The following is a 19,441-nucleotide window of genomic DNA, read 5'->3' as shown; positions in this document are numbered from 1 at the left end:
CTATGGCTTGCGTTCTTGCCTCAGAGCCGGCAAGTACGCCCGATGACTTCCCCTCGCCTCATCTTCATCCTCGGCGGCGCGCGTTCCGGCAAGAGCCGCCATGCCGAGGCTCTGGTCTCGGCCCACCCCGCGCCCTGGACCTATATCGCCACTGCCCAGGCCTTCGACGAGGAGATGTGCGCCCGCATCGCGGAGCATCGGGCGCGGCGCGATGAGAACTGGCGCACCGTCGATGCCCCGCTCGCCTTGCCCGAGGCGATCACGGCGGCCCAAGGCACAATCCTCGTCGACTGCCTCACCCTTTGGCTCACCAATCTCATGCTGGGCGAGCATGCCCTCAAGCCCGCCTTTGCGAAACTTGTCGAGGCGCTCGCTTCCGCTCCCGGCCCGGTGGTGCTGGTCTCCAACGAGGTCGGCCTATCCATCGTGCCGGACAATGCCCTCGCCCGCGCCTTCCGCGATGAGCAGGGACGGCTCAATCAACAGATCGCGGCCCTTGCCGACAGCGTCGTCTTCATGGTGGCGGGCCTGCCCATGGTGGTGAAATGACGGATGACGAGGCACGCCACAAGGCGAAGATGGAAAAGCGCAAGGCGGTGCAGGACGCCGAGGTCGCTTCCAAGACGATCACCGAAAAGGGGCTGCTGATCGTCAACACCGGCCCCGGCAAGGGTAAGTCGACCGCTGCCTTCGGCCTGATCATGCGCGCGCTCGGCCATGGCTGGCGCGTCGGCGTGGTGCAGTTCATCAAGGGCGCCTGGTCCACCGGCGAACGCAAGGCGCTGGAGCGCTTCGACGATCTCGTCAGCTGGAAGAGCATGGGCGAAGGCTTCACCTGGGAAACGCAGGACCGCGCCCGCGACGTCGCCGCCGCCGGCCGCGCCTGGGACGCGGCCAAGGACATGCTGGCCGATCCCGGCATGCGTCTGGTGGTGCTCGACGAGCTCAACATCGCGCTGCGCTACGATTATCTCGACCTCACCGAGGTGGTGGCCACCCTCAGGGCGCGCCGCCCGGATCTGCATGTCATCGTCACCGGCCGTAACGCCAAGCCGGAGATGATCGAAGCGGCCGATCTGGTGACGGAGATGACGCTGGTAAAGCACCATTTTGCCGCCGGAGTGAAGGCGCAGGAAGGCATCGAGTTTTAGCCCTGGGAAGCAGACTTCTTCCAATCCGCGCATGGTCAAAGGCGATCGGAAAGCCTATTTCACCGTGAGAAAAGGAAAACTTCCATGCCGACCGAACCGCTCCATCCCCTCAATCCTGCTCCCCAGCCCGTTTCCGCCGGCGTCAAGATCGGTCACGTGCATCTCAAGGTCGCCGATCTCGACCGGGCGCTCGGCTTCTATGTCGGCGTTCTCGGCTTCGACGTGATGGCGCGCTACGGCTCGCAGGCCGCCTTCCTCTCGGCCGGGGGCTATCACCATCATCTCGGCCTCAACACCTGGGAGAGCAAGGGTGGTTCGCCCCCACCGCCCGGCTCGACCGGCCTCTACCACACCGCCATCCTCTATCCGACGCGCGCGGCGCTTGCCGATGCGTTGCGCCGCGTATTGGCCGCCGGCATCGAGCTCGATGGCGCGAGCGACCACGGCGTCAGCGAGGCGCTCTATTTGCGCGATCCCGACCAGAACGGCGTGGAACTCTACTGGGACCGGCCGCAGGAGGACTGGCCACGGGCGGAGGACGGCAAGCTGGCGATGTATACGCGGCGGCTGGATGTGCAGGGGCTTTTGAAGGCGTGACCTGGGGGCTACTCCGCCGCCTCGATCTTCGCCGCCTCGTCCGCCTCGATATGGCCGGAGCGGATGCGGACCATGCGGTCGCAGCGTGCGGCGAGGCCAAGGTCATGCGTCACCAGCACCAGCGTGGCGCCGCGTTCGTGCTTGAGGCGGAACATCAGCTCGATGATGCTGGTGCCCGTGCCTTCGTCGAGATTGCCGGTGGGCTCATCCGCGATCAGGATGGCAGGCTCCGGCGCCAACGCCCGGGCGAGAGCCACACGTTGCTGTTCGCCGCCCGACAATTGCGCGGGATAATGCGCCGTGCGCGCGCCAAGGCCGACTGCGTCCAGTTCGGCCCGCGCCTTGTCGAAGGCATCGCGCCGGCCGGCGAGTTCCAGCGGAACGGCGACATTTTCCAGCGCCGTCATGGTCGGGATCAGGTGGAAGGACTGGAAGACCACGCCGATATGCCGGCCGCGAAAGCGCGCCAGGCCATCCTCGTTGAGCGTTCCGAGATCCTGGCCCGCGATGCGCACCGTGCCGCTGTCCGGGCGCTCCAGGCCGCCCAAAGTCATCAGCAGAGTCGATTTGCCAGAGCCTGAGGGACCGACGAGGCCGACGGCTTCCCCCTGCCTTATTTTCAGCGTAACGCCCTTGAGAATATGAACACGAGCCGCGCCGGCGCCGAGACTGAGATGGACATCGGCGAGGTCGACAGCATCATTCATGATAGGGGTGCTTGAAGGAATTTGGGGCACTCGAAAGGTTTTCCGTGGTTCGTCTTCGCATTTACGCATCGATTGTGGCAATTCTCTTGGTTGTTGTCAGCAGTCTCCCGGCCCGCGCCGAGCCGCCGCACCTGGTGGCGCTGGGCGACAGCCTCACGGCAGGCCTCGGCCTCGAAGCGCAGAATGCCTACCCCGCCAAGCTGCAAGCCGCGCTGGCAAAGCAAGGTATCGATATGGCGATCGACAATGCCGGCGTTTCGGGCGACACCACAGATGGCGGTCTCGCCCGGCTCGACTGGTCGGTGCCCGACGGCACCAAGGGCGTGCTGTTGGAGCTCGGCGCCAACGACATGCTGCGCGGCGCGGATCCGGGCCAGGCCCGCGCCAATCTCGACCAGATCCTGGCGAGGCTAAAGCAACGCAATATCCCGGTGCTGCTCCTGGGGATGCGCGCCGCCCCCAATCTCGGCGCCGACTACCAGAAGGCGTTCGACGCGATCTATCCGGACCTCGCAGCGAAATACCAGGTGCCGCTCTATCCCTTCTTCCTCGACGGCGTCGCCGGCGCGCCGAAACTCAACCAGGCCGATGGCATGCATCCAACAGCCGAGGGAGTGGACGTGATCGTGGGCAGGCTGACGCCGGTGGCGGCTGCATTCGTGAAGGAATTGAAATAGGCTGCAGCGCCGGCTTTCCGGCCGACTCGTCACAACGCACCGCCTTAGGAAGGCGCGGCCGGAGCTCCCAGGCTACACGACCACCCGTACCGGCTTGTCGATCGCCTGCAGCACGCGCGCGAGGTCGTGGCCGCGCTTGAGGATCATTCCCGTGGGCGCCAGCACGCTATAGGCGCCTTGGCGCTGGGCCAGCGCGGGATCCTTGACGATGCGGTAGAGCGGCATTTCGGATGCGCGGCGGAAGATCGAGAACACCGCCTTATCGCGCAGAAAATCAATGGCGTAGTCGCGCCATTCGCCGTGTGAGACCATGCGACCATAGAGATTCATGATCTGGCGCAGTTCGTGCCGGTCAAAGGCGATGGCTGGTGGATCGGGCCTTCGCGAAGCGGGAAAATACGCAATATCTGCGCTTTCGCTTCGCGACACCTGCGATCCCGGCGGATCGGCCTCCGTCATGACGCCTCCTTTGTGGCGTGTCGTCATACCGTCATGTTTACGCCGATCGGGCGCATGTTCAAGCCACGATTTCGATTTTGGGGATAAGTGGGAGGCGGGTCTTCACCCGCCTTGTTCTGCGAGGCTGCGTAGCAGGCGGGTCTGAGGACCAGCCCCCTCACCCCACCCTCGTGCTGCCGTCTCCGGTCGCCAGCCGCCCATAGAGTTCGGGCCGGCGGTCGCGGAAGAGACCCCAGGCCGCGCGTTCTGCCCGGATTGCCTCGAGATCGAAGCTGGCGGTCAGCACGACTTCGGCCGAGCGCCCCGCTTCGGCGGCGAGTTCGCCATGCGGGCCGGCGATGAAGGAGGAGCCATAGAATGTGAGTTCGTGCTCCCCGAACCGCTCGACGCCGATTCGGTTAGCCGCCATCACCGGCATGATGTTGGCGCCGGCATGGCCGCGCATCACGGTGCGCCAATGTTCTCTCGAATCAAAGCCGGAGACCGGTTCAGAGCCGATCGCGGTGGGATAGAGGAGCGCATCCGCTCCCATCAGCGCCATGGAACGCGCCGCTTCGGGGAACCATTGGTCCCAGCAGATGCCGACGCCGATGGTGCCGTAGCGTGTCGGCCAGACCTTGAAGCCGGTATCGCCGGGGCGGAAATAGAACTTCTCCTCATAGCCCGGTCCGTCCGGAATATGGGATTTGCGATAAAGCCCGAGGACTCCGCCATCGGCATCCACCATGACGAGGCTGTTGTAGTAGGCCTGGCCCGCTCGTTCGAACAGGCTGACCGGCAGCACCACCTTGAGTTCGGCAGCAAGCTCGCGCATCGCATGGAGGGTGGAGTGTGACTTGTCGAGCGGCCGCGCCCTGGCGAAATGCTCGGCGCGCTCCTCCTGGCAGAAATAGAGCCCTTCGAAGAGTTCCTGCACAAGGATGACCTGCGCGCCCTGCCGTGCCGCTTCACGCACCAGGCGGGTCGCGGTAGCAACGTTTTCGTCCACATTGTCCGAACAGGCGAACTGCACCACGCCGAAAGTTGTCATCGCCATCACGCGCCCTCGAAGCCGGTGAGCACGCCGACTGCATTCACGGCGATCTCCGCCACGGCATAACCGCCTTCCATGACGAAAAGAGTCGGCAGGCCCAGCTTGGCGATGCGGGCGCCGATCAGGGGATAATGCTCGGTCTTCAGCCTGAAGGCGCTGATCGGATCTTTTTCGAAGGTATCGACGCCGAGCGAGACCAGCAACAGGTCCGCCTTATAGGACGCGATCTTGCGGCAACCCTCCTCCAGCGCTGCGCCCCAGATATCGAACGTGGTACCGGCGGGCATGGGGTAGTTGACGTTGAAGCCCTCGCCCTTGCCCGCACCTGTCTCGTCAGCATAGCCGAGGAAGAAGGGATATTCATTCGCCGGATCGCCGTGAAGGTTGACCACCAGGACATCGTCGCGCTCGTAGAAGATCTCCTGCGTGCCGTTGCCGTGATGGTAGTCGACATCGAGGATGGCGACTTTGCCGGCCCCATGGTCGCGGAACCATTGCGCCGCTACCGCGGCATTGTTGATGAAGCAATAGCCGCCCATGAAAGAGCTGCCGGCGTGATGGCCGGGCGGCCGGCAGAGGGCGAAGGCGGCCCGCTCGCCATCCCTTACCAGGCCGGCCGCCGTCAAGGCCACTTCATAGGAGGACTTGATGGCATCCCAGGTGCCCTCCACAAAGGTGGCGCCCGCGTCGAAGGAATAGTAGCCGAGCAGCGCTTCGATCGATTCCGGTGCCTTGTCGGCACGCAGGCCGCGCGTCGGCCAGGTGAAGGGGATTGCGCTGCCATGGTGTCCCGACGCCTTCCAGCGGGGATAGACCTCAGGCAGGAAATCGATGAAATCGGCACGGTGCACGCGCTTGGCAGCGTCGAGCGCGTGGGTGGCGGGCGACAGCACCGGGCCGAGGCCGACCTCATCGATGCGCGCCCGGATGAATTCGGCGCGTGAAGGCATCTCAAAGGCCGGCACAATAGCGCCCGCCACTAGTTCGGCATTGCCGGCATGGCCCTTGTGGCGCTCGGAATAGACGGATTTCATGGCGGGGATTCCGGATGGGAGGGAGATGCCCGGAATTGTGATCACAAAGAGAAAGGAGAGGCAAGGAGAGTATGGGCGAACGGTTTTTGAGGCTGCCAGGGAAATCCTGATCGAGAAGGGCGGGACGCAAGCCTCCCCCATGAAGCTGGGGGAGTTGGTCGAACGAAGTGAGATCGGAGGGGGTGTGGCCCGACCAGCCGAGACCCAGCCGAACGAAACTCAACTCATCCATAGGAAAAAACCCGCGCCTATTCCATTGAGGTCTTAGCCCATTGGGCCACACCCCCTCCGAGCCGACTTCGTCGGCCCAACTCCCCCAGCTTCGTGGGGGAGGCTCAGGCCCGCGCCAACTTGGCTCCGGCCCCTACACCCGCTCCACCAGCATTACGCCGGCCGCCTTCATCGCCTCGACGCCGGCGGCGATTGAGCCACCGAGGTCGATGCCGCGGCAGGCGCCGAGCACCACCACGGTTTCGAGGCCTAGCTTGCGGGCATCCTCGGCCGAGAAGCGCACGCAGAAATCGGTAGCGAGGCCGACGCAGAAGATGCGCTTCAGGCCGCGCTCGCCGAGATAGCCGGCAAGGCCGGTGGGCGTCTTGCGGTCGTTCTCGAAAAAGGCCGAATAGCTGTCGATCTCAGGATCATAGCCCTTGCGGATGATCATCTCGGCCGCCGGCAGGTCGAGGCCGGGGTGGAACCGAGCGCCCTCCGTGCCCTGGATGCAGTGATCGGGCCAGAGCGTCTGGTCGCCATAGGGCATGGTGACGGTAGAGAACGGCGCCTTGCCGGGATGAGCGGAGGCAAAGGAGAAATGGCCGGCGGGATGCCAGTCCTGCGTCAGCACGCAATGGCCGAAATCGCCGGCCATGCGGTTGATATCGGGCACCACGGAGTCGCCATCCGGCACGGCGAGCGCGCCGCCGGGGCAGAAATCGTTCTGCACGTCGAGCACCAGCAGGAGGTCGTTCTTGCCCGGCTTCATGAAAATCTCCAATTTTTCGCATCCTATCTTCAACAGCTCGCGCGGAAGATCAACTTGCCTTTGGAGCCAAGGCGTCTACACAGGAAAGAGGCAGCACATCGCGACTCGCTGCCGGTAAAGGTGGGACCCCATGCGCCCAGATTTTTCCCCCTCCATCACTGGCATCATGCATAGCTATCTTCTGCACGGCCAACGCCTGACCGCGCCTTCCCTGCTGCCCGGGCTGCATGTGGTGGCGACGCCGATCGGCAATTTGAGCGACATCACCCTACGGGCCCTGACGACGCTGGCCGCCGCCGATCTCATCGTTTGCGAGGATACGCGCGTTACCGCCCGCCTCACCAACCACTATGGCATGGACGCCCAGTTGCTGGCCTATAACGACCACAACGCGCCGCGCGTGCGCCCGCAGATCCTGGAGAGGCTGGCCAACGGACAGGGCGTCGCCCTCGTCTCCGATGCCGGCACGCCAATGGTTTCCGATCCCGGCTTCAAGCTGGTGCGCGAGGCGGTGGAGGCCGGCGTGCCTGTCTATTCGGCTCCCGGCCCTTCGGCGGCACTGGCCGCCCTTACCGTCGCGGGCCTCCCGACGGACCGCTTCTTCTTCGAAGGCTTCCTGCCCAACAAGGATGGCGCCCGGTCCAATCGCCTCGCCGAACTCAAATCGATTCCGGCGACTCTGATCTTCTACGAAAGCGGACCTCGCCTTGCCGACAGCCTGGCTGCAATGGCCACCGCGCTGGGCGACAGGGCCGCCACCGTGGCGCGCGAGCTCACCAAGGCCTTCGAGACCGTCTATCGCGGCACGCTGGTCTCGCTCGCCACCGATTTCGCCATCGCCGACGAGCCGAGGGGCGAAATTGTCGTGGTGGTCGGCCCGCCGGTGGAGGAACCCGCCAGCGCCGACGACGTCGAGGCCTCGCTGGCAGCCGCGCTCGATACGCTCTCGGTGAAGGATGCCGCCGCCGCGGTCTCGGCGAGGCTGGGCTTGCCCAAGCGCGACGTCTATGCCCGCGCCGTCGAAATGGCCTCGGAGCGCCGCAGCAGGATCTAAAGCAAGATGTGTTCGGGACGAGACGATCTGCCAGCTTAACTCATTGGAATCGAGGCATTTTGCGATTCTTCGCGATTCAATCCGAAGGTATGGCGCGCCGGTGAGCAAGCTCGAACGCCAGGCAGCCTTCCGATATGGGCACGGCGGCGAGGCAAAGGCCGCCTGGCTGCTGCGCCTGAAATTCTACCGCATCCTTGCCCGCCGCTTCAAGGTGCCGGGCGGCGAGATCGACCTCGTCGCCCTCAAGGGTGGCACACTGGTCTTCGTCGAGGTGAAGGCGCGCGCCAGCCTTGCCGCGGCGCTCGAGTCGGTCACGCCGGCCCAGCAAAGACGCATCGCCAGCGCCGCCCGCGCCTGGCTTTCGCGCCATCCCGAGCACATGGCCCTCACCCAGCGTTTCGACGCCATCTATGTGGCGCCCGGACATTGGCCGATGCATATCATCAACAGTTTCGAAATCGATATTGGCTGAACAGGCCGGCCACAACGCCTCGCAAATAGCTCCAGATCGGCCTTGGCTGAACCGATTTACGGGCCTAAAGTCAGCCCATAAAAAACTTCCAAATTTCCCGCCGCCCCGCGACTTCGCTGAAGCGATGGCAGCACCGTGCCGTTTTCCCGAAGGACTTTTCCGTGTCGTCCGAGCCGCTAGCCGCCGTCCTTTCCAAGCAGGAGGAACGTGGCGACAATGCCCAGATAATTGCAACCGTCTTCATCACCTTTATCGGCTTCCTGAGCATCGGCCTGCCGCTGGCGGTCTTGCCGACCTATGTGCACATCACGCTGGGCTATTCCACCGTGATGGCCGGCTTTGCCATCTCGATCCAATATATCGCCACCGTGCTCACAAGGGCGCGGGTGGGCCAGATCGCCGACACAAGGGGCCCCAAGCTCACGGTGATCTGGGGTCTTTATGCCGCTTTCGGCAGCGGCGCCCTGCTGTTCGCCTCGGCCTTGTGCGAAGGCGTGCCGGCCCTGGCGCTCGGCCTGTTGCTGGCGAGCCGCCTCTCCCTCGGCATCTGCGAGAGCCTGATCGGCACCGGCGCCATCGCCTGGGCGATCGGGCGGGTCGGGCCGGATAAGACGGCCCGCATCATCGCCTGGAACGGCGTCTCCACCTATGGTGCACTGGCCGTGGGGGCGCCGGCGGGCGTGGCGATCACGGGCCTCTTTGGCTTCGCCGGAATCGGGATTGCCGTAATGGTGCTGGCCGTCGTCGGCTTCGCGCTCGCCTTGCCGAAGCCAGCCACGGCGATGACGGCCCGCGACAACCTTCTCAGCTTTCGCTCGGTGCTGTTACGCGTGCTGCCGCACGGCACCGCCCTGGCCCTGGCAACGGCCGGTTTCGGTACCATCACAACCTTCGTCACCTTGTTCTATGCCGCGCGCCAGTGGGATGGTGCAGCCTATGCGCTCAGCGCCTTCGGCCTCGCCTTCATCGCTTGCCGCCTCAGCTTCGCCGATACGATCAACCGCCGCGGCGGCTTTCCCGTGGCGATCATCTCGCTGGTGGTTCAGGTGGCTGGGCTCGTCGTGGTCTGGGGCGCCATCGGCCCGATGATAGGGATCGTCGGGGCGGCTGTGACGGGCCTCGGCTTCAGCCTGGTCTTCCCGGCTATCGGCGTCGAGGCGGTGCGCCGGGTGCCTACAGCCAATCGCGGCTCCGCACTGGGCCTATATTCGATGTTCCTGGACGTCTCGCTCGGCATCACCGGCCCTGCCGCGGGCTGGATCTCCAGCCTGTTTAGCGAGGCGACGCCCTTCCTGTTCGGGGCGGTCGCGACATTGCTGGGCCTGGGGATTACGGTGTGGCTGGCGACGGGGAAGAAGGCGTGAATTGGAGTGGCGGTCTCCGACCGCCATCTTTCCACCCTGCAGCGCGACAATTCAAGAATGGCGGCCGGAGACCGCCACTCCATTTTACCGGCTCAGCACGCGGCTCAGCCAGTCGGCGATCGGCCGGCCGGTCGAACGGGGCGCTTCGGCCGTCGTCACAGGCTCCATCGCCACGGGCTGGTCGTCAGGCGCGCCGTCCACCTGGGGCTGGGCAGCGATGACCTGGTCTTCCTGGGGTTCCTGGTGGACCCAGGGCTTGCCGGGCAGCGAGGTCGGCGGAATGCCCTTGTGCGCCACGCGCATGAAGCTGTTCCAGATCTCCGCCGGGAGGGCGCCGCCGGTGATGCGCTTGGTCGAGGTGCCGTCGTCGTTGCCGACCCAGACCGAGGTGACCATGTGGCTGGTGAAGCCGATGAACCAGGCATCGCGATAATTCTGGCTGGTGCCGCTCTTGCCGGCCGCCTGCCAGCCCGGCAGGGCAGACTTGCGGGCCGTGCCGATGGTGAGCGTCTGGCTCATCATCGAATTCATCATGCCGACCTTGTCCGGATCGATCACCGTGGCGCTCATCGGCGCCGGGCGCTGGTAGAGCACCTTGCCCTTGACCGTCTTGATACGCTTGACGACATAGGGGATCACCAGATGCCCGCCATTGGCGAAGGTGGCATAGGCGGAGGTGATCTCGATCGGCGTGACCTCCGACGTGCCGAGGGCGATCGAGGGATTGGGCTCGAGGTTGGAGACGATGCCAAGGCGGTGCGCCACATTGACCACCGCTTTCGGCCCGACTTCGGCGCAGAGCCTTACCGCCACGGTGTTGAGCGAGAGTGCGAGCGCCGTGGTCAGCGAGACCGGGCCGCGATATTCCTTGGAGAAGTCCTCGGGGCTCCAGCCGGCGAGGCTCACCGGCGCGTCGTCACGCACCGTGTCGGGCGTATTGCCGTTCTCCAGTGCAGCGAGGTAGACGAAGGGCTTGAAGGTCGAACCCGGCTGGCGATAGGCCGAGATCACGCGGTTGAACTGGCTGTCGCCATAGTTACGGCCACCGACCATGGCGCGCACGGCGCCGTCGGGATCCATTGCCACCAGCGCGCCCTGCGATACCCTGAGCTTGGCGCCGGACTTGTCGAGCGCCTGGCGCAGCGATTGCTCGGCGGTGGTCTGCAGCCTGGAATCGACGGTGGTCTCCACCACGATGTCGGAATCGGGCGGGCCGATGAGATCGTCGAGCAGGCCGTAGATCCAGTCTGCGGGATAGTTGCCCGAGGACTGGGAGGCAAATTTCGAGATCTTCAGCGGCGAGGCCAGCGCATCCTTCTCCTGCCGGGCCGTGATCACCTTGTTGTCGACCATGGCGTCGAGGACGAGCACGGCACGGTCATGCGCGCCCTTGGGGTTCTTGTTCGGCGCCAGCGAGGACGGCGCCTTCATCAGGCCCGCCAGCGTGGCGGCTTCCATGATGGTGAGATTCTTGGCCGGCTTGTTGAAATAACGCTGCGAGGCAGCCTCGATGCCATAGGAATTGGCGCCGAAGTAGACGCGGTTGATATACATCTCAAGGATCTGATCCTTGGTGTATTTGCGCTCCAGCCAAAGCGCCAGATAGGCCTCCTGGATCTTGCGCCCGATGCTGCGCTCGGGCGTCAGGAAGAGGTTCTTGGCCAATTGCTGGGTCAGGGTGGAACCGCCCTGGGTGGCGTGATGCGTGGTGGCATAAATGAACAGCGCACGCCCGATGCCGAGGGGATCGACGCCGAAATGGGAATAGAAGCGCTTGTCCTCGATCGCCACGAAGGCCTGGGGCACGTAAGGGGGCAGATCCTTGATCGAGATGGCGGCACCGCCCATGTCACCGCGATTGGCCAGGGTGGCGCCATCGGCCGAGACGATCTGCACATTGGGCGCGCGCGGCGGAACGGAGAGATCCTGATAGGGCGGCAGGTGCGCGACATACCAGGCCACGACGCCGCCGGCGCCGAGGACGCACCACACACACAGCACGAAGCACCAGTACACCAGGCGGAACAGCATCGAGCGCCGGCGCCTTGGACGACGGCCCCTGCCGCCTGAACCACCGCCACCACCACGGCGGGACGGCGAATCACCACGGCCGGACGACGAGCCACCGAACAGGCTCCATCCCCCACCCTTGGCGCGCACGCTCTTGGCACGAACCGGCGCACGGTCGCGCTGCTCCAGGGGCGCGGGCGCAGGACGATCTTCTCGGGTAACGCGGAAATCGTCACCGACCGGACCGGGCTCATCGCCCTTTTCCGGCTCGAAACGCGGCTCAACCCGTTCAATCATGCGCCGCTGCCCCTGCGCCATACCTGCCTTCCAAACTCACGAAATACAACCAGTTCTAGGCGCTTCGGGTTAAGCAAGAGCTACCGGTGCGCCCAACCACTTTGCTTTCGGCTGCGCCAGCGGCGCAAACAAGGCGTCAATCCGTCATTGTCATGGCGGATACCACCAACCATGGCGTGCAGCCATGGAAAAACGGTGCAGACAGCGCTACCCCCGCCCTGTAGGAAGCCCGGGACAGAGAGGGACCGATGACCACGATCTATAAAATCATGACGGCGCAACAATGGCAGGAGGCTGAAGCCGTCGGCCGGTTCGAGGGCGCGCCGATCGACCTCAAGGACGGCTATATCCATTTCTCCGACGCCGGTACAGTGCGTGAGACGGCCGCAAGGCATTTCGCCGGCCAGCCTGATCTCCTTCTGGCGGCGGTCGAGGCCGAGAGGCTCGGCGAGGCCCTTAGATGGGAGGTTTCGCGCGGCGGCGCCCTGTTTCCCCATCTCTATGCCAGCCTGCCGCTCGACCATATCCTCTGGATCAGGCCACTCCCCCTCGATGAAGGCGGCAGCCACCTCTTTCCGGCGGAGCTGCCATGATCGGCACCGCCTATTCCCTCATCCGCCCCCTGCTCTTGCGCATGGATCCGGAGCTGGCGCATGAGCGCACGCTTGCGGCCCTGCGCGGCCTGCCAATTCCACCCCCGCCCGCCGATCCCTCTTCGCTTGGGGCCAAGGCTTTCGGCCTCAACTTTCCCAACCGCGTCGGCGTGGCCGCCGGCTTCGACAAGAATGCCGAGGTGGTCGATCCGCTGTTCCGCCTCGGCTTCGGCTTCGTCGAAATCGGCAGCGTCACCCCGCGCCCGCAGGAGGGCAATCCGCGCCCGCGCCTGTTCCGCCTGCCGGCCGACGAGGGCGTGATCAACCGCTTCGGCTTCAACAATCAGGGGCACGCCGCCGTGCTGGCGCGACTCCGGGCAAGGAAGAGCAAGGGCATCCTCGGCGTCAATGTCGGCGCCAACAAGGACAGCGAGGACAAGGCGGCCGACTATGCCGCCGGCATCGTGGCCTTCGCGCCCGTCGCCTCCTATTTCACGCTGAACGTCTCCTCCCCAAACACGCCGGGCCTGCGCGATCTGCAGAAGCGCGAGGCGCTGGACGAGCTCCTTGCCCGCGTGGTGGAAACGCGCGACACCGTCGCAGCCAACGGGCCTCGCCGCCCGCTCCTCCTGAAGATCGCACCGGACGTGACCATGGCCGAGCTCGACGATATCGTCGACCGGGCGCTGGCGCATGGTCTGGACGGCATGATCGTCTCCAACACCACGATCTCCAGGCCCGAAAGCCTGAAGGAGAAGGCGCTCGCCGCCGAAGCCGGAGGCCTCTCCGGCGCTCCGCTTTTCGAGCTCTCCACCCGGGTGCTGGCAGAAACAGCCAAGCGCGTAGCGGGCAGATTCCCGCTGATCGGCGTTGGCGGCGTGCACTCGGTGCGGACTGCGAAGGCCAAGATCGAGGCCGGCGCCACGCTGGTGCAGCTCTATTCCAGCCTGGTCTACAAGGGCCCCGGACTGGTGAGCGAGATCAAGCGGGGGTTGGGGTAACTCCCTGGGACCGCAGGCATCCCTGCCTGCTCTTGGAAACGAATCGCTTGTTGGAGAGAGAGCAGGCAGGGATGCCTGCGATCCCAGGATTATGCTGCCTTCCTAGCCTCCGGCTTGAACCTCTGGTAGAAGCGCTCATCCTTCGCCGCCATCTCGCGCAGCAACCTGTTCGGCTCGAAGCGCTCGCCATAGGCAGCCGCCAGCCTGTCGCACAACGCCACGAAGGCCTTGGTGCCCATGCCGTCGATGTAGGAAAGTGCGCCGCCCGTGAACGGCGCAAATCCGAAGCCGAGGATGGAGCCGACATCGGCCTCGCGCATGTCGGTGATGATGCCGTCCTCTACCGTTCGGGCGGCCTCCAGCGCCTGCACCACCAGGAAGCGATGCTTCAGCGTTGGGATGTCGATGGTGTCGGGATCGAGCTTCACCGGCTGCAGGTCGGCAAGGCCTGGCCACAGGCGCTTCGGGCCGACGGCAGGATAGTCGTAGAAGCCCTTGCCGTTCTTGCGGCCCTGCCTTCCCTCCTTGTTGAGGAGGGTGTCGAGCAGCTTCTCCTGGGCGGGGTCGACAGCGCCCTCGCCGAGATCTTTCTTGGTGGCCTGCAGGATTTTCCAGGCGAGATCGATTGCGACCTCGTCGTTGAGCGAAAGCGGGCCCACGGGCATGCCGGCGGCGCGGGCGACATTCTCGATCATAGCCGGCGGCACGCCCTCCGCGAGCATGAGATGACCCTCGCGCATATAATAGAGCACGCAGCGATTGGCGAAGAAGCCGCGCCCGTCATTGACCAGGATCGGCGTCTTGCGGATGGCGCGCACGAAGTCGAGCGCCATGGCGATGGCCTTGTCGCCGGTCTTTTCGCCCCTGATCACTTCGACCAGCAGCATCTTCTCGACCGGCGAGAAGAAATGCACGCCGATGAACTGTTCCGGTCGCGCCGCGTTGGCGGCGAGGGAGGAAATCGGCAACGTCGAGGTATTCGAGGCAAAGATCGCATCGGGGGCGATCACCGCTTGCACCTTCTCGATCACCTCGGCCTTGACCGCCCGGTCCTCGAACACCGCCTCGATAACGAGATCGACGCCGGCCAGCGCCTTGTAGTCGGGGGTCGCCGTGATGCGGCCAAGCAAGGCATCGCGCTCGGCCATGGTGGCGCGACCCTTCCTGATCTGGCCGGTGATCAGGCTCTCCGAATGGGCCTTTCCCTTGTCGGCCGCCTCCTGGTCGCGGTCAACAAGCACGACTTCGAGGCCAGCCAACGCCGAGACATAGGCGATGCCGGCGCCCATGAAGCCGGCACCGACGACACCGACGCGCTTGAGCTGGCTCGGCGGCATTGCGGGGCGGCGGGCGCCCTTGTTGAGATCCTGCATCGAGACGAACAGGCTGCGGATCATCGCGGCCGCCTCGGGTGAGCGCAGCACATGGGCAAAATAGCGCGATTCCACCGTCAGCGCCCGGTCGAAGGGCAGTTGCAGGCCCTCGTAGACGCTCTGCAGGATGGCGCGGGCTGCGGGATAATTGTCGTAGGTCTCGCGGCGATAGAGCGCGTTGGCCGGCGGGAATACCATCATGCCGGCCTTGGAATAGACCAGGCCGCCAGGCAGGCGAAAACCTTCGACATCCCATGGGGCCTTGGGCGAGCCACCGGCCTTGATCCATTCCTTGGCCTTGGCAATCAGTTCGTCCCGAGGCGCGACGGCATGCAGGAGGCCCATCTTGTGGGCCTGCGAAATGCGCAACTGGTCACCCTTGAGCAGCATCTGCAGAGCCTGGTCGGGCTTCATCAGGCGCGAGACGCGGGTGGTGCCGCCCGCCCCCGGAAACAGGCCGACCTTGACCTCGGGCAGGCCGACCCGGGCCCTGTCATTGTCCGAGGCGCCGATGCGGTAATGGCAGGCCAGCGTCAGCTCGAAGGCACCGCCGAGACAGACACCGTTGATCACGGCCGCGAACGGCTTACCCGAGGTTTCGATCCGACGGTAGAGCTGCGACAGGTACCGGCTTTCGGCGAAGAAGGTCTCCATCGCCTTCTCTTCACCAAGCGCCTCGCGGGCCTCATGGTAACGCCGCCCCAGCCCCTCCAGCATGGTGAGATCGGCACCGCCCGAGAAAGCCTCCTTGCCTGAGGCGATCACGCAGCCCTTGATGCCGGTATCGCCCGCAACCTTGGCGAGGATCTCCTCGAGTTCGTTCATCACCTCAACGGTAATGACGTTCATCGAGCGGCCGGGCATGTCCCAGGTGGCGAGGGCGATACCGTCGGCGTCGACATCGAAGCGGAAATTGGCGAGGTCCATTGGGGGCTCCCAGGAAGTGGGGTGCGGGTCTTCAGACCCGGCGGAAACGCGGCGCAGCAGGAAAAGGCGGGTCTGAAGACCCGCCCCCCGATCACACCCGCTCGATGATGGTGGCGGCGCCCATGCCGGCGGCGACGCAAAGCGTCACCAGGGCTGTCGACTTGCCGGTGCGTTCGAGTTCGTCGAGCGCTGTGCCGAGGATCATCGCGCCGGTGGCGCCGAGCGGATGGCCCATGGCGATGGCGCCGCCGCAGGGGTTGACTTTGGCGGGATCGAGGTCGAAGGCCTGCATGTACCGCAGCACCACCGAGGAGAAGGCCTCGTTGATCTCGAAGAGGTCGATATCGTCCTTGTTCATGCCCGCCTTCTGGAAGATGAGCCGGGTGACATCCACCGGGCCGGTAAGCATCAGGGCGGTGTCGGAGCCGATCGAGGCGGCCGCCCTGAGCCTGGCGCGTGGCTTGAGTCCAAATCTTTTGCCCGCTTCGGCCGAACCGATCAGCACCGCGGAGGCGCCGTCGACGATGCCGGAGGAATTGCCGGCGTGATGGACATGCTCGACCCTCTCGACTTCGGGATGCGACTGCACCGCCACCGCGTCGAAGCCGCCCATCTCGCCCATCTGGATGAAGGAGGCATTGAGCGCGGCCAGGGTCTGCATGGTAGTCGACGGGCGCATATGCTCGTCCTTCGCCAGGATGGTCAGGCCATTGACGTCCTTCACCGGCACCACGGACCCGGCGAAGCGTCCCTCGTCCCAGGCCTGCGCGGTGCGGCGCTGCGATTCGACGGCATAGGCGTCGACATCGGCACGCGAGAAGCCATATTTGGTGGCGATCAGATCGGCCGAGATGCCCTGCGGCATGAACCAGGTCGGCACGGCGCTGGAAGGGTCGAGCGCCCAGGCGCCGCCCGAGGCCATCATTCCCACCCGCGACATGCTCTCGACGCCGCCCGCGGCGACGAGATCCTTCTGTCCGCTGGCGATCTGGCCGGTGGCAAGGTTCACGGCGTCGAGGCCGGAGGCGCAGAAGCGGTTGATCTGCACGCCCGGCACCTTCTCGCCGAGCCCTGCATGGAGGGCGGCGATACGGGCAATGTCGCCGCCTGCCTCGCCGACCGGATCGACACAGCCGAGGATGACATCCTCGACCGCGTTTTCGGGCAGGCTGTTGCGCTCCGCCACCGCGCGCAGCGTCTGGCTGGCGAGCGACAGGCTGGTGACCTCATGCAGGGCGCCGTCGGGCTTGCCCCGCCCGCGCGGGGTGCGCACCGCGTCATAGATGAAGGCTTCGGTCATTGGGGTACCCCTGGGAGCGCGGACGTCCTCGTCCGCTCTTGGAAACGACACGCTCATTGGACAGGAAGAGCGGAACGTCCGACACTCACTTGAGTGTCGTAGGGACGTCCGCGCTCCCAGCTAAAATGCCTCGGCCGGCAGGGCCATCACATCCCCTGCCCCGGCGGTCACGCGGGCCAGGCGCAGGCCCGTCTCCGGCAGCAGCCGGTCGGCGAAGAATTTCGCGGTGACGAGCTTGTTTCTCGCGAAGGAGTCGTCGCCCTTGGCCAAAGCCGCCCTGGCCATCTGCGCCCACATATAGCCCATCGCAACCAGGCCGAAGAGCTGGAGATAATCGGTCGAGGCCGCGCCGGCATTGTCGGGCTTGGCGAGGGCGTTCTGCATCAGCCACATGGTAGCCTGCTGGAGATGGCCGGCCGAGGCCTTGAGCGGCGCAACATAGGGCTTCAGCGCCTCGTCCGCCTCATTGGCCTTCAGGAAGCCGTTGAGTTCGCCCAGATAGGCCATCATGGCCCGGCCGCCATCACGCGGCAGCTTGCGGCCCACGAGGTCGAGCGCCTGGATACCGTTGGCGCCCTCATAGATCAGGGTGATGCGGGCGTCGCGCACGAACTGCTCGACGCCGACCTCGGCGATATAGCCGTGACCGCCGAACATTTGCTGGCTATTGATCGCATTCTGCAGACCATTCTCGGTGAGGATCGCCTTGATGATCGGCGTCAGCAAGCCGAGACGGTCATCCGCGGCCTGGCGTGCGGCAGCATCCGGCGATCGGCGATGGATATCGGCCTGCAGCGCGGTGACCAGCGCCAACGCGCGCCCACCTTCATTGAGGGCGCGGGCTGTCATCAAGGTGCGGCGCACGTCCGGATGCACGATGATCGGATCGGCGGGCTTGTTCGCTTCCTTGGCACCACTCAGCGCCCGGCCCTGCAGGCGCTCGCGGGCATAGCTGGCGGCGTTCTGGTAGGAGACCTCGCCCATTGCGAGACCCTGCACGCCGACGGCGAGGCGCGCTTCATTCATCATCACGAACATGGCGGCGAGGCCTTTGTTCTCCTCGCCGATAAGGAAGCCGGAGGCCTCCTCATAGTTCATCACGCAGGTGGCATTGGCATGAATGCCCATCTTCTCCTCGATCTTGCCGCAGGAGACCGAATTGCGTTCGCCCAGCGAACCGTCCTCCCTGACGAGATATTTCGGGCACACGAACAGCGAGATGCCTTTGGTGCCGGCCGGCGCCCCCTCGATGCGGGCCAGCACCAGATGCACGATATTGTCGGCAAGGTCGTGCTCGCCGGCCGAGATGAAGATCTTCTGGCCGGAGATCTTGTGGGAACCGTCGCCGTTGGGCACGGCCTTGGTTCGGATGAGGCCGAGATCGGTGCCGCAATGGGGCTCCGTGAGGTTCATGGTGCCGGTCCATTCGCCTGAAATCATCTTCGGCAGATAGGCGCTCTTCTGCGCCTCGGAACCATGCTCCAGCAGCGCCGCGATGGCTCCCTGGGTGAGGCCGGGATACATGCCGAAGGCAAGATTGGCGCCGGAAACGAATTCCTGCATCACCGAATTCAGGACGGCAGGCAGGCCGAGGCCACCATATTCCACAGGCGCGGGCAGCCCGACCCAGCCGCCGGCGCGATAGGATTCGTAAGCCGGCTTAAAACCGTCGGGTGTGGTTACCGTACCATCGGTTGCGCGATGGCAACCCTCGCGGTCACCGCTGGCATTGAGGGGCTGCAGCACTTCCTCGCAGAGCTTGGCGCCTTCGCCGAGAATGGCGGCGACGGTGTCGGGCGAAACGTCTTCAAAGCCGGGCAGATTATTGTATTTGTTGATGTCGAGCACATCGTTGAGGAGGAACATCGCGTCCTCCACCGGAGCCCTGTAGACAGGCATGGCTCACTCCCTTGAAATCGGAATCAAAATTACTTTTCCTGGCGCGCAAGGCGGCTTTTCACCACGTCGCGGGCATGGCTCAGCTCGACATGGGCATGGTCGAGGTCGCGCCGCTTGCGATCGAGCTCGGCGAGCTTTTCCTCGAAGCGCTGGAGGGCGACGCGCAGCTGCGTGGCCTGGCCATCTCCGAGATCGTAGAGATCGAGCATGTGGCGGACATCCTCGAGCGAGAAGCCGACGCTCTTGCCCATCAGCACGAGCTTGAGGCGGGCGCGGTCGCGGCGCGAATAGATGCGGTCGAGGCCCCGGCGCGTGGGATTGAGGAGACCCTTCTCCTCATAGAAGCGTAACGTGCGGGACGTGATGTCGAACTCCTCTACGAGTTCGTGGATGGTGAAGAGCGCCTTACGCGGAACCTCCGCCTGCACTTCAGCATTCTCCTCCCGGAAAGTCGACTCGCTCAATGTCATCGAACGCCTCTCCCTTGCTGTTGGAGAGGAAATAGCGACAG

At 65.0% G+C, this 19,441-nt stretch carries 19 protein-coding genes; 9 read left to right on the top strand and 10 right to left on the bottom strand.

Translation table 11 applies throughout. The features are described 5' to 3' along the window. The first annotated feature begins 42 nt into the window (after positions 1 to 42). The 3 genes from cobU to ACMDCR_RS06975 all read left to right on the top strand — a co-directional run bounded on the left by cobU (position 43) and on the right by ACMDCR_RS06975 (position 1,748). Positions 43 to 549 carry a bifunctional adenosylcobinamide kinase/adenosylcobinamide-phosphate guanylyltransferase gene (cobU, locus tag ACMDCR_RS06985; protein WP_413991831.1) on the top strand — a complete coding sequence of 169 codons (507 nt, stop codon included), beginning with the start codon at positions 43 to 45 and terminating at the stop codon, positions 547 to 549. Then, on the top strand, positions 546 to 1,151 hold the full coding sequence (cobO, locus tag ACMDCR_RS06980; protein ID WP_413991830.1) for a cob(I)yrinic acid a,c-diamide adenosyltransferase: 606 nt from the start codon (positions 546 to 548) through the stop codon (positions 1,149 to 1,151). The genes cobU and cobO overlap by 4 nt, the downstream gene beginning before the upstream one ends. A gap of 84 nt (positions 1,152 to 1,235) precedes the next feature. After that, positions 1,236 to 1,748, top strand: coding sequence for a VOC family protein (locus ACMDCR_RS06975; RefSeq protein WP_413991829.1), 513 nt, complete (start codon positions 1,236 to 1,238; stop codon positions 1,746 to 1,748). 8 nt (positions 1,749 to 1,756) lie between these two features. Here the strand turns inward: ACMDCR_RS06975 and ACMDCR_RS06970 are convergent, their stop codons facing one another. Next, a complete protein-coding gene (locus tag ACMDCR_RS06970; protein ID WP_413991828.1) occupies positions 1,757 to 2,455 on the bottom strand; it encodes an ABC transporter ATP-binding protein in 699 nt (232 codons plus the stop codon). Positions 2,456 to 2,541: 86 nt separating this feature from the next. On the opposite strand from ACMDCR_RS06970, the gene ACMDCR_RS06965 reads away from it, so the two are divergent. Beyond that, complete coding sequence (locus tag ACMDCR_RS06965) at positions 2,542 to 3,132, top strand: arylesterase (RefSeq protein ID WP_413991827.1); 591 nt, start codon at positions 2,542 to 2,544, stop codon at positions 3,130 to 3,132. A gap of 72 nt (positions 3,133 to 3,204) precedes the next feature. Here the strand turns inward: ACMDCR_RS06965 and ACMDCR_RS06960 are convergent, their stop codons facing one another. The 4 genes from ACMDCR_RS06960 to pncA all read right to left on the bottom strand — a co-directional run bounded on the left by ACMDCR_RS06960 (position 3,205) and on the right by pncA (position 6,640). After that, positions 3,205 to 3,591 carry a DUF2794 domain-containing protein gene (locus ACMDCR_RS06960; protein ID WP_413991826.1) on the bottom strand — a complete coding sequence of 129 codons (387 nt, stop codon included), beginning with the start codon at positions 3,589 to 3,591 and terminating at the stop codon, positions 3,205 to 3,207. A 157-nt stretch (positions 3,592 to 3,748) separates the two neighbouring features. Further along, positions 3,749 to 4,627: an N-carbamoylputrescine amidase gene (gene aguB, locus ACMDCR_RS06955; protein WP_413991825.1), complete on the bottom strand. Its 879-nt coding sequence runs from the start codon at positions 4,625 to 4,627 to the stop codon at positions 3,749 to 3,751. Further along, a complete protein-coding gene (locus tag ACMDCR_RS06950; protein ID WP_413991824.1) occupies positions 4,627 to 5,658 on the bottom strand; it encodes a histone deacetylase family protein in 1,032 nt (343 codons plus the stop codon). Before ACMDCR_RS06950 ends, aguB begins: the two co-directional genes overlap by 1 nt. Positions 5,659 to 6,022: 364 nt before the next feature. Continuing rightward, positions 6,023 to 6,640, bottom strand: a complete 618-nt coding sequence (gene pncA, locus ACMDCR_RS06945; protein WP_413991823.1) for a bifunctional nicotinamidase/pyrazinamidase — start codon at positions 6,638 to 6,640, stop codon at positions 6,023 to 6,025. A 130-nt stretch (positions 6,641 to 6,770) separates the two neighbouring features. On the opposite strand from pncA, the gene rsmI reads away from it, so the two are divergent. The 3 genes from rsmI to ACMDCR_RS06930 all read left to right on the top strand — a co-directional run bounded on the left by rsmI (position 6,771) and on the right by ACMDCR_RS06930 (position 9,530). Continuing rightward, a complete protein-coding gene (gene rsmI / locus ACMDCR_RS06940) occupies positions 6,771 to 7,694 on the top strand; it encodes a 16S rRNA (cytidine(1402)-2'-O)-methyltransferase (protein WP_413991822.1) in 924 nt (307 codons plus the stop codon). 100 nt (positions 7,695 to 7,794) lie between these two features. Continuing rightward, positions 7,795 to 8,166: a YraN family protein gene (locus ACMDCR_RS06935; protein ID WP_413991821.1), complete on the top strand. Its 372-nt coding sequence runs from the start codon at positions 7,795 to 7,797 to the stop codon at positions 8,164 to 8,166. A 161-nt stretch (positions 8,167 to 8,327) separates the two neighbouring features. Then, on the top strand, positions 8,328 to 9,530 hold the full coding sequence (locus ACMDCR_RS06930) for an MFS transporter (protein ID WP_413991820.1): 1,203 nt from the start codon (positions 8,328 to 8,330) through the stop codon (positions 9,528 to 9,530). Positions 9,531 to 9,614: 84 nt separating this feature from the next. Here ACMDCR_RS06930 and ACMDCR_RS06925 read toward each other — a convergent pair whose 3' ends face one another. Continuing rightward, positions 9,615 to 11,837 carry a transglycosylase domain-containing protein gene (locus ACMDCR_RS06925; protein ID WP_413991819.1) on the bottom strand — a complete coding sequence of 741 codons (2,223 nt, stop codon included), beginning with the start codon at positions 11,835 to 11,837 and terminating at the stop codon, positions 9,615 to 9,617. Positions 11,838 to 12,085: 248 nt separating this feature from the next. Between ACMDCR_RS06925 and ACMDCR_RS06920 the strand changes: the two genes are divergently transcribed. Further along, on the top strand, positions 12,086 to 12,430 hold the full coding sequence (locus ACMDCR_RS06920; protein ID WP_413991818.1) for a DUF952 domain-containing protein: 345 nt from the start codon (positions 12,086 to 12,088) through the stop codon (positions 12,428 to 12,430). Then, positions 12,427 to 13,431 carry a quinone-dependent dihydroorotate dehydrogenase gene (locus ACMDCR_RS06915; protein WP_413991817.1) on the top strand — a complete coding sequence of 335 codons (1,005 nt, stop codon included), beginning with the start codon at positions 12,427 to 12,429 and terminating at the stop codon, positions 13,429 to 13,431. The genes ACMDCR_RS06920 and ACMDCR_RS06915 overlap by 4 nt, the downstream gene beginning before the upstream one ends. An 89-nt stretch (positions 13,432 to 13,520) precedes the next feature. Here ACMDCR_RS06915 and ACMDCR_RS06910 read toward each other — a convergent pair whose 3' ends face one another. The 4 genes from ACMDCR_RS06910 to ACMDCR_RS06895 form a co-directional block, all read right to left on the bottom strand. Then, complete coding sequence (locus tag ACMDCR_RS06910) at positions 13,521 to 15,731, bottom strand: FAD-dependent oxidoreductase (RefSeq protein WP_413991816.1); 2,211 nt, start codon at positions 15,729 to 15,731, stop codon at positions 13,521 to 13,523. Positions 15,732 to 15,822: 91 nt separating this feature from the next. Further along, positions 15,823 to 17,031 (bottom strand): acetyl-CoA C-acetyltransferase, encoded by a 1,209-nt coding sequence (locus ACMDCR_RS06905; protein WP_413991815.1) that lies wholly within the window; start codon positions 17,029 to 17,031, stop codon positions 15,823 to 15,825. A gap of 120 nt (positions 17,032 to 17,151) precedes the next feature. Then, positions 17,152 to 18,930 (bottom strand): acyl-CoA dehydrogenase C-terminal domain-containing protein, encoded by a 1,779-nt coding sequence (locus ACMDCR_RS06900; RefSeq protein WP_413991814.1) that lies wholly within the window; start codon positions 18,928 to 18,930, stop codon positions 17,152 to 17,154. A gap of 29 nt (positions 18,931 to 18,959) precedes the next feature. Then, positions 18,960 to 19,400 carry a MerR family transcriptional regulator gene (locus ACMDCR_RS06895; RefSeq protein ID WP_413991813.1) on the bottom strand — a complete coding sequence of 147 codons (441 nt, stop codon included), beginning with the start codon at positions 19,398 to 19,400 and terminating at the stop codon, positions 18,960 to 18,962. Positions 19,401 to 19,441: the final 41 nt, after the last annotated feature.

It is taken from the genome of Labrys okinawensis, from assembly GCF_047345005.1.
Classification (GTDB): Bacteria; Pseudomonadota; Alphaproteobacteria; order Rhizobiales; family Labraceae; genus Labrys; species Labrys okinawensis.
The sequence above is the reverse complement of the archived record's forward strand: the minus strand, read 5'-3'. Positions and strand labels throughout refer to the sequence as shown.

Excerpts from the sequence above, each read along its gene's own strand:
- ACMDCR_RS06975 (WP_413991829.1), top strand. The coding sequence starts at position 1,236 with ATGCCGACCGAACCGCTCCATCCCCTCAATCCTGCTCCCCAGCCCGTT.
- ACMDCR_RS06920 (WP_413991818.1), top strand. The coding sequence starts at position 12,086 with ATGACCACGATCTATAAAATCATGACGGCGCAACAATGGCAGGAGGCT.
- ACMDCR_RS06970 (WP_413991828.1), bottom strand. The coding sequence starts at position 2,455 with ATGAATGATGCTGTCGACCTCGCCGATGTCCATCTCAGTCTCGGCGCC.
- aguB (WP_413991825.1), bottom strand. The coding sequence starts at position 4,627 with ATGGCGATGACAACTTTCGGCGTGGTGCAGTTCGCCTGTTCGGACAAT.
- ACMDCR_RS06895 (WP_413991813.1), bottom strand. The coding sequence starts at position 19,400 with ATGACATTGAGCGAGTCGACTTTCCGGGAGGAGAATGCTGAAGTGCAG.
- cobO (WP_413991830.1), top strand. The coding sequence starts at position 546 with ATGACGGATGACGAGGCACGCCACAAGGCGAAGATGGAAAAGCGCAAG.
- ACMDCR_RS06910 (WP_413991816.1), bottom strand. The coding sequence starts at position 15,731 with ATGGACCTCGCCAATTTCCGCTTCGATGTCGACGCCGACGGTATCGCC.
- rsmI (WP_413991822.1), top strand. The coding sequence starts at position 6,771 with ATGCGCCCAGATTTTTCCCCCTCCATCACTGGCATCATGCATAGCTAT.
- ACMDCR_RS06960 (WP_413991826.1), bottom strand. The coding sequence starts at position 3,591 with ATGACGGAGGCCGATCCGCCGGGATCGCAGGTGTCGCGAAGCGAAAGC.
- ACMDCR_RS06925 (WP_413991819.1), bottom strand. The coding sequence starts at position 11,837 with ATGATTGAACGGGTTGAGCCGCGTTTCGAGCCGGAAAAGGGCGATGAG.
- ACMDCR_RS06950 (WP_413991824.1), bottom strand. The coding sequence starts at position 5,658 with ATGAAATCCGTCTATTCCGAGCGCCACAAGGGCCATGCCGGCAATGCC.
- pncA (WP_413991823.1), bottom strand. The coding sequence starts at position 6,640 with ATGAAGCCGGGCAAGAACGACCTCCTGCTGGTGCTCGACGTGCAGAAC.
- cobU (WP_413991831.1), top strand. The coding sequence starts at position 43 with ATGACTTCCCCTCGCCTCATCTTCATCCTCGGCGGCGCGCGTTCCGGC.
- ACMDCR_RS06900 (WP_413991814.1), bottom strand. The coding sequence starts at position 18,930 with ATGCCTGTCTACAGGGCTCCGGTGGAGGACGCGATGTTCCTCCTCAAC.
- ACMDCR_RS06905 (WP_413991815.1), bottom strand. The coding sequence starts at position 17,031 with ATGACCGAAGCCTTCATCTATGACGCGGTGCGCACCCCGCGCGGGCGG.
- ACMDCR_RS06915 (WP_413991817.1), top strand. The coding sequence starts at position 12,427 with ATGATCGGCACCGCCTATTCCCTCATCCGCCCCCTGCTCTTGCGCATG.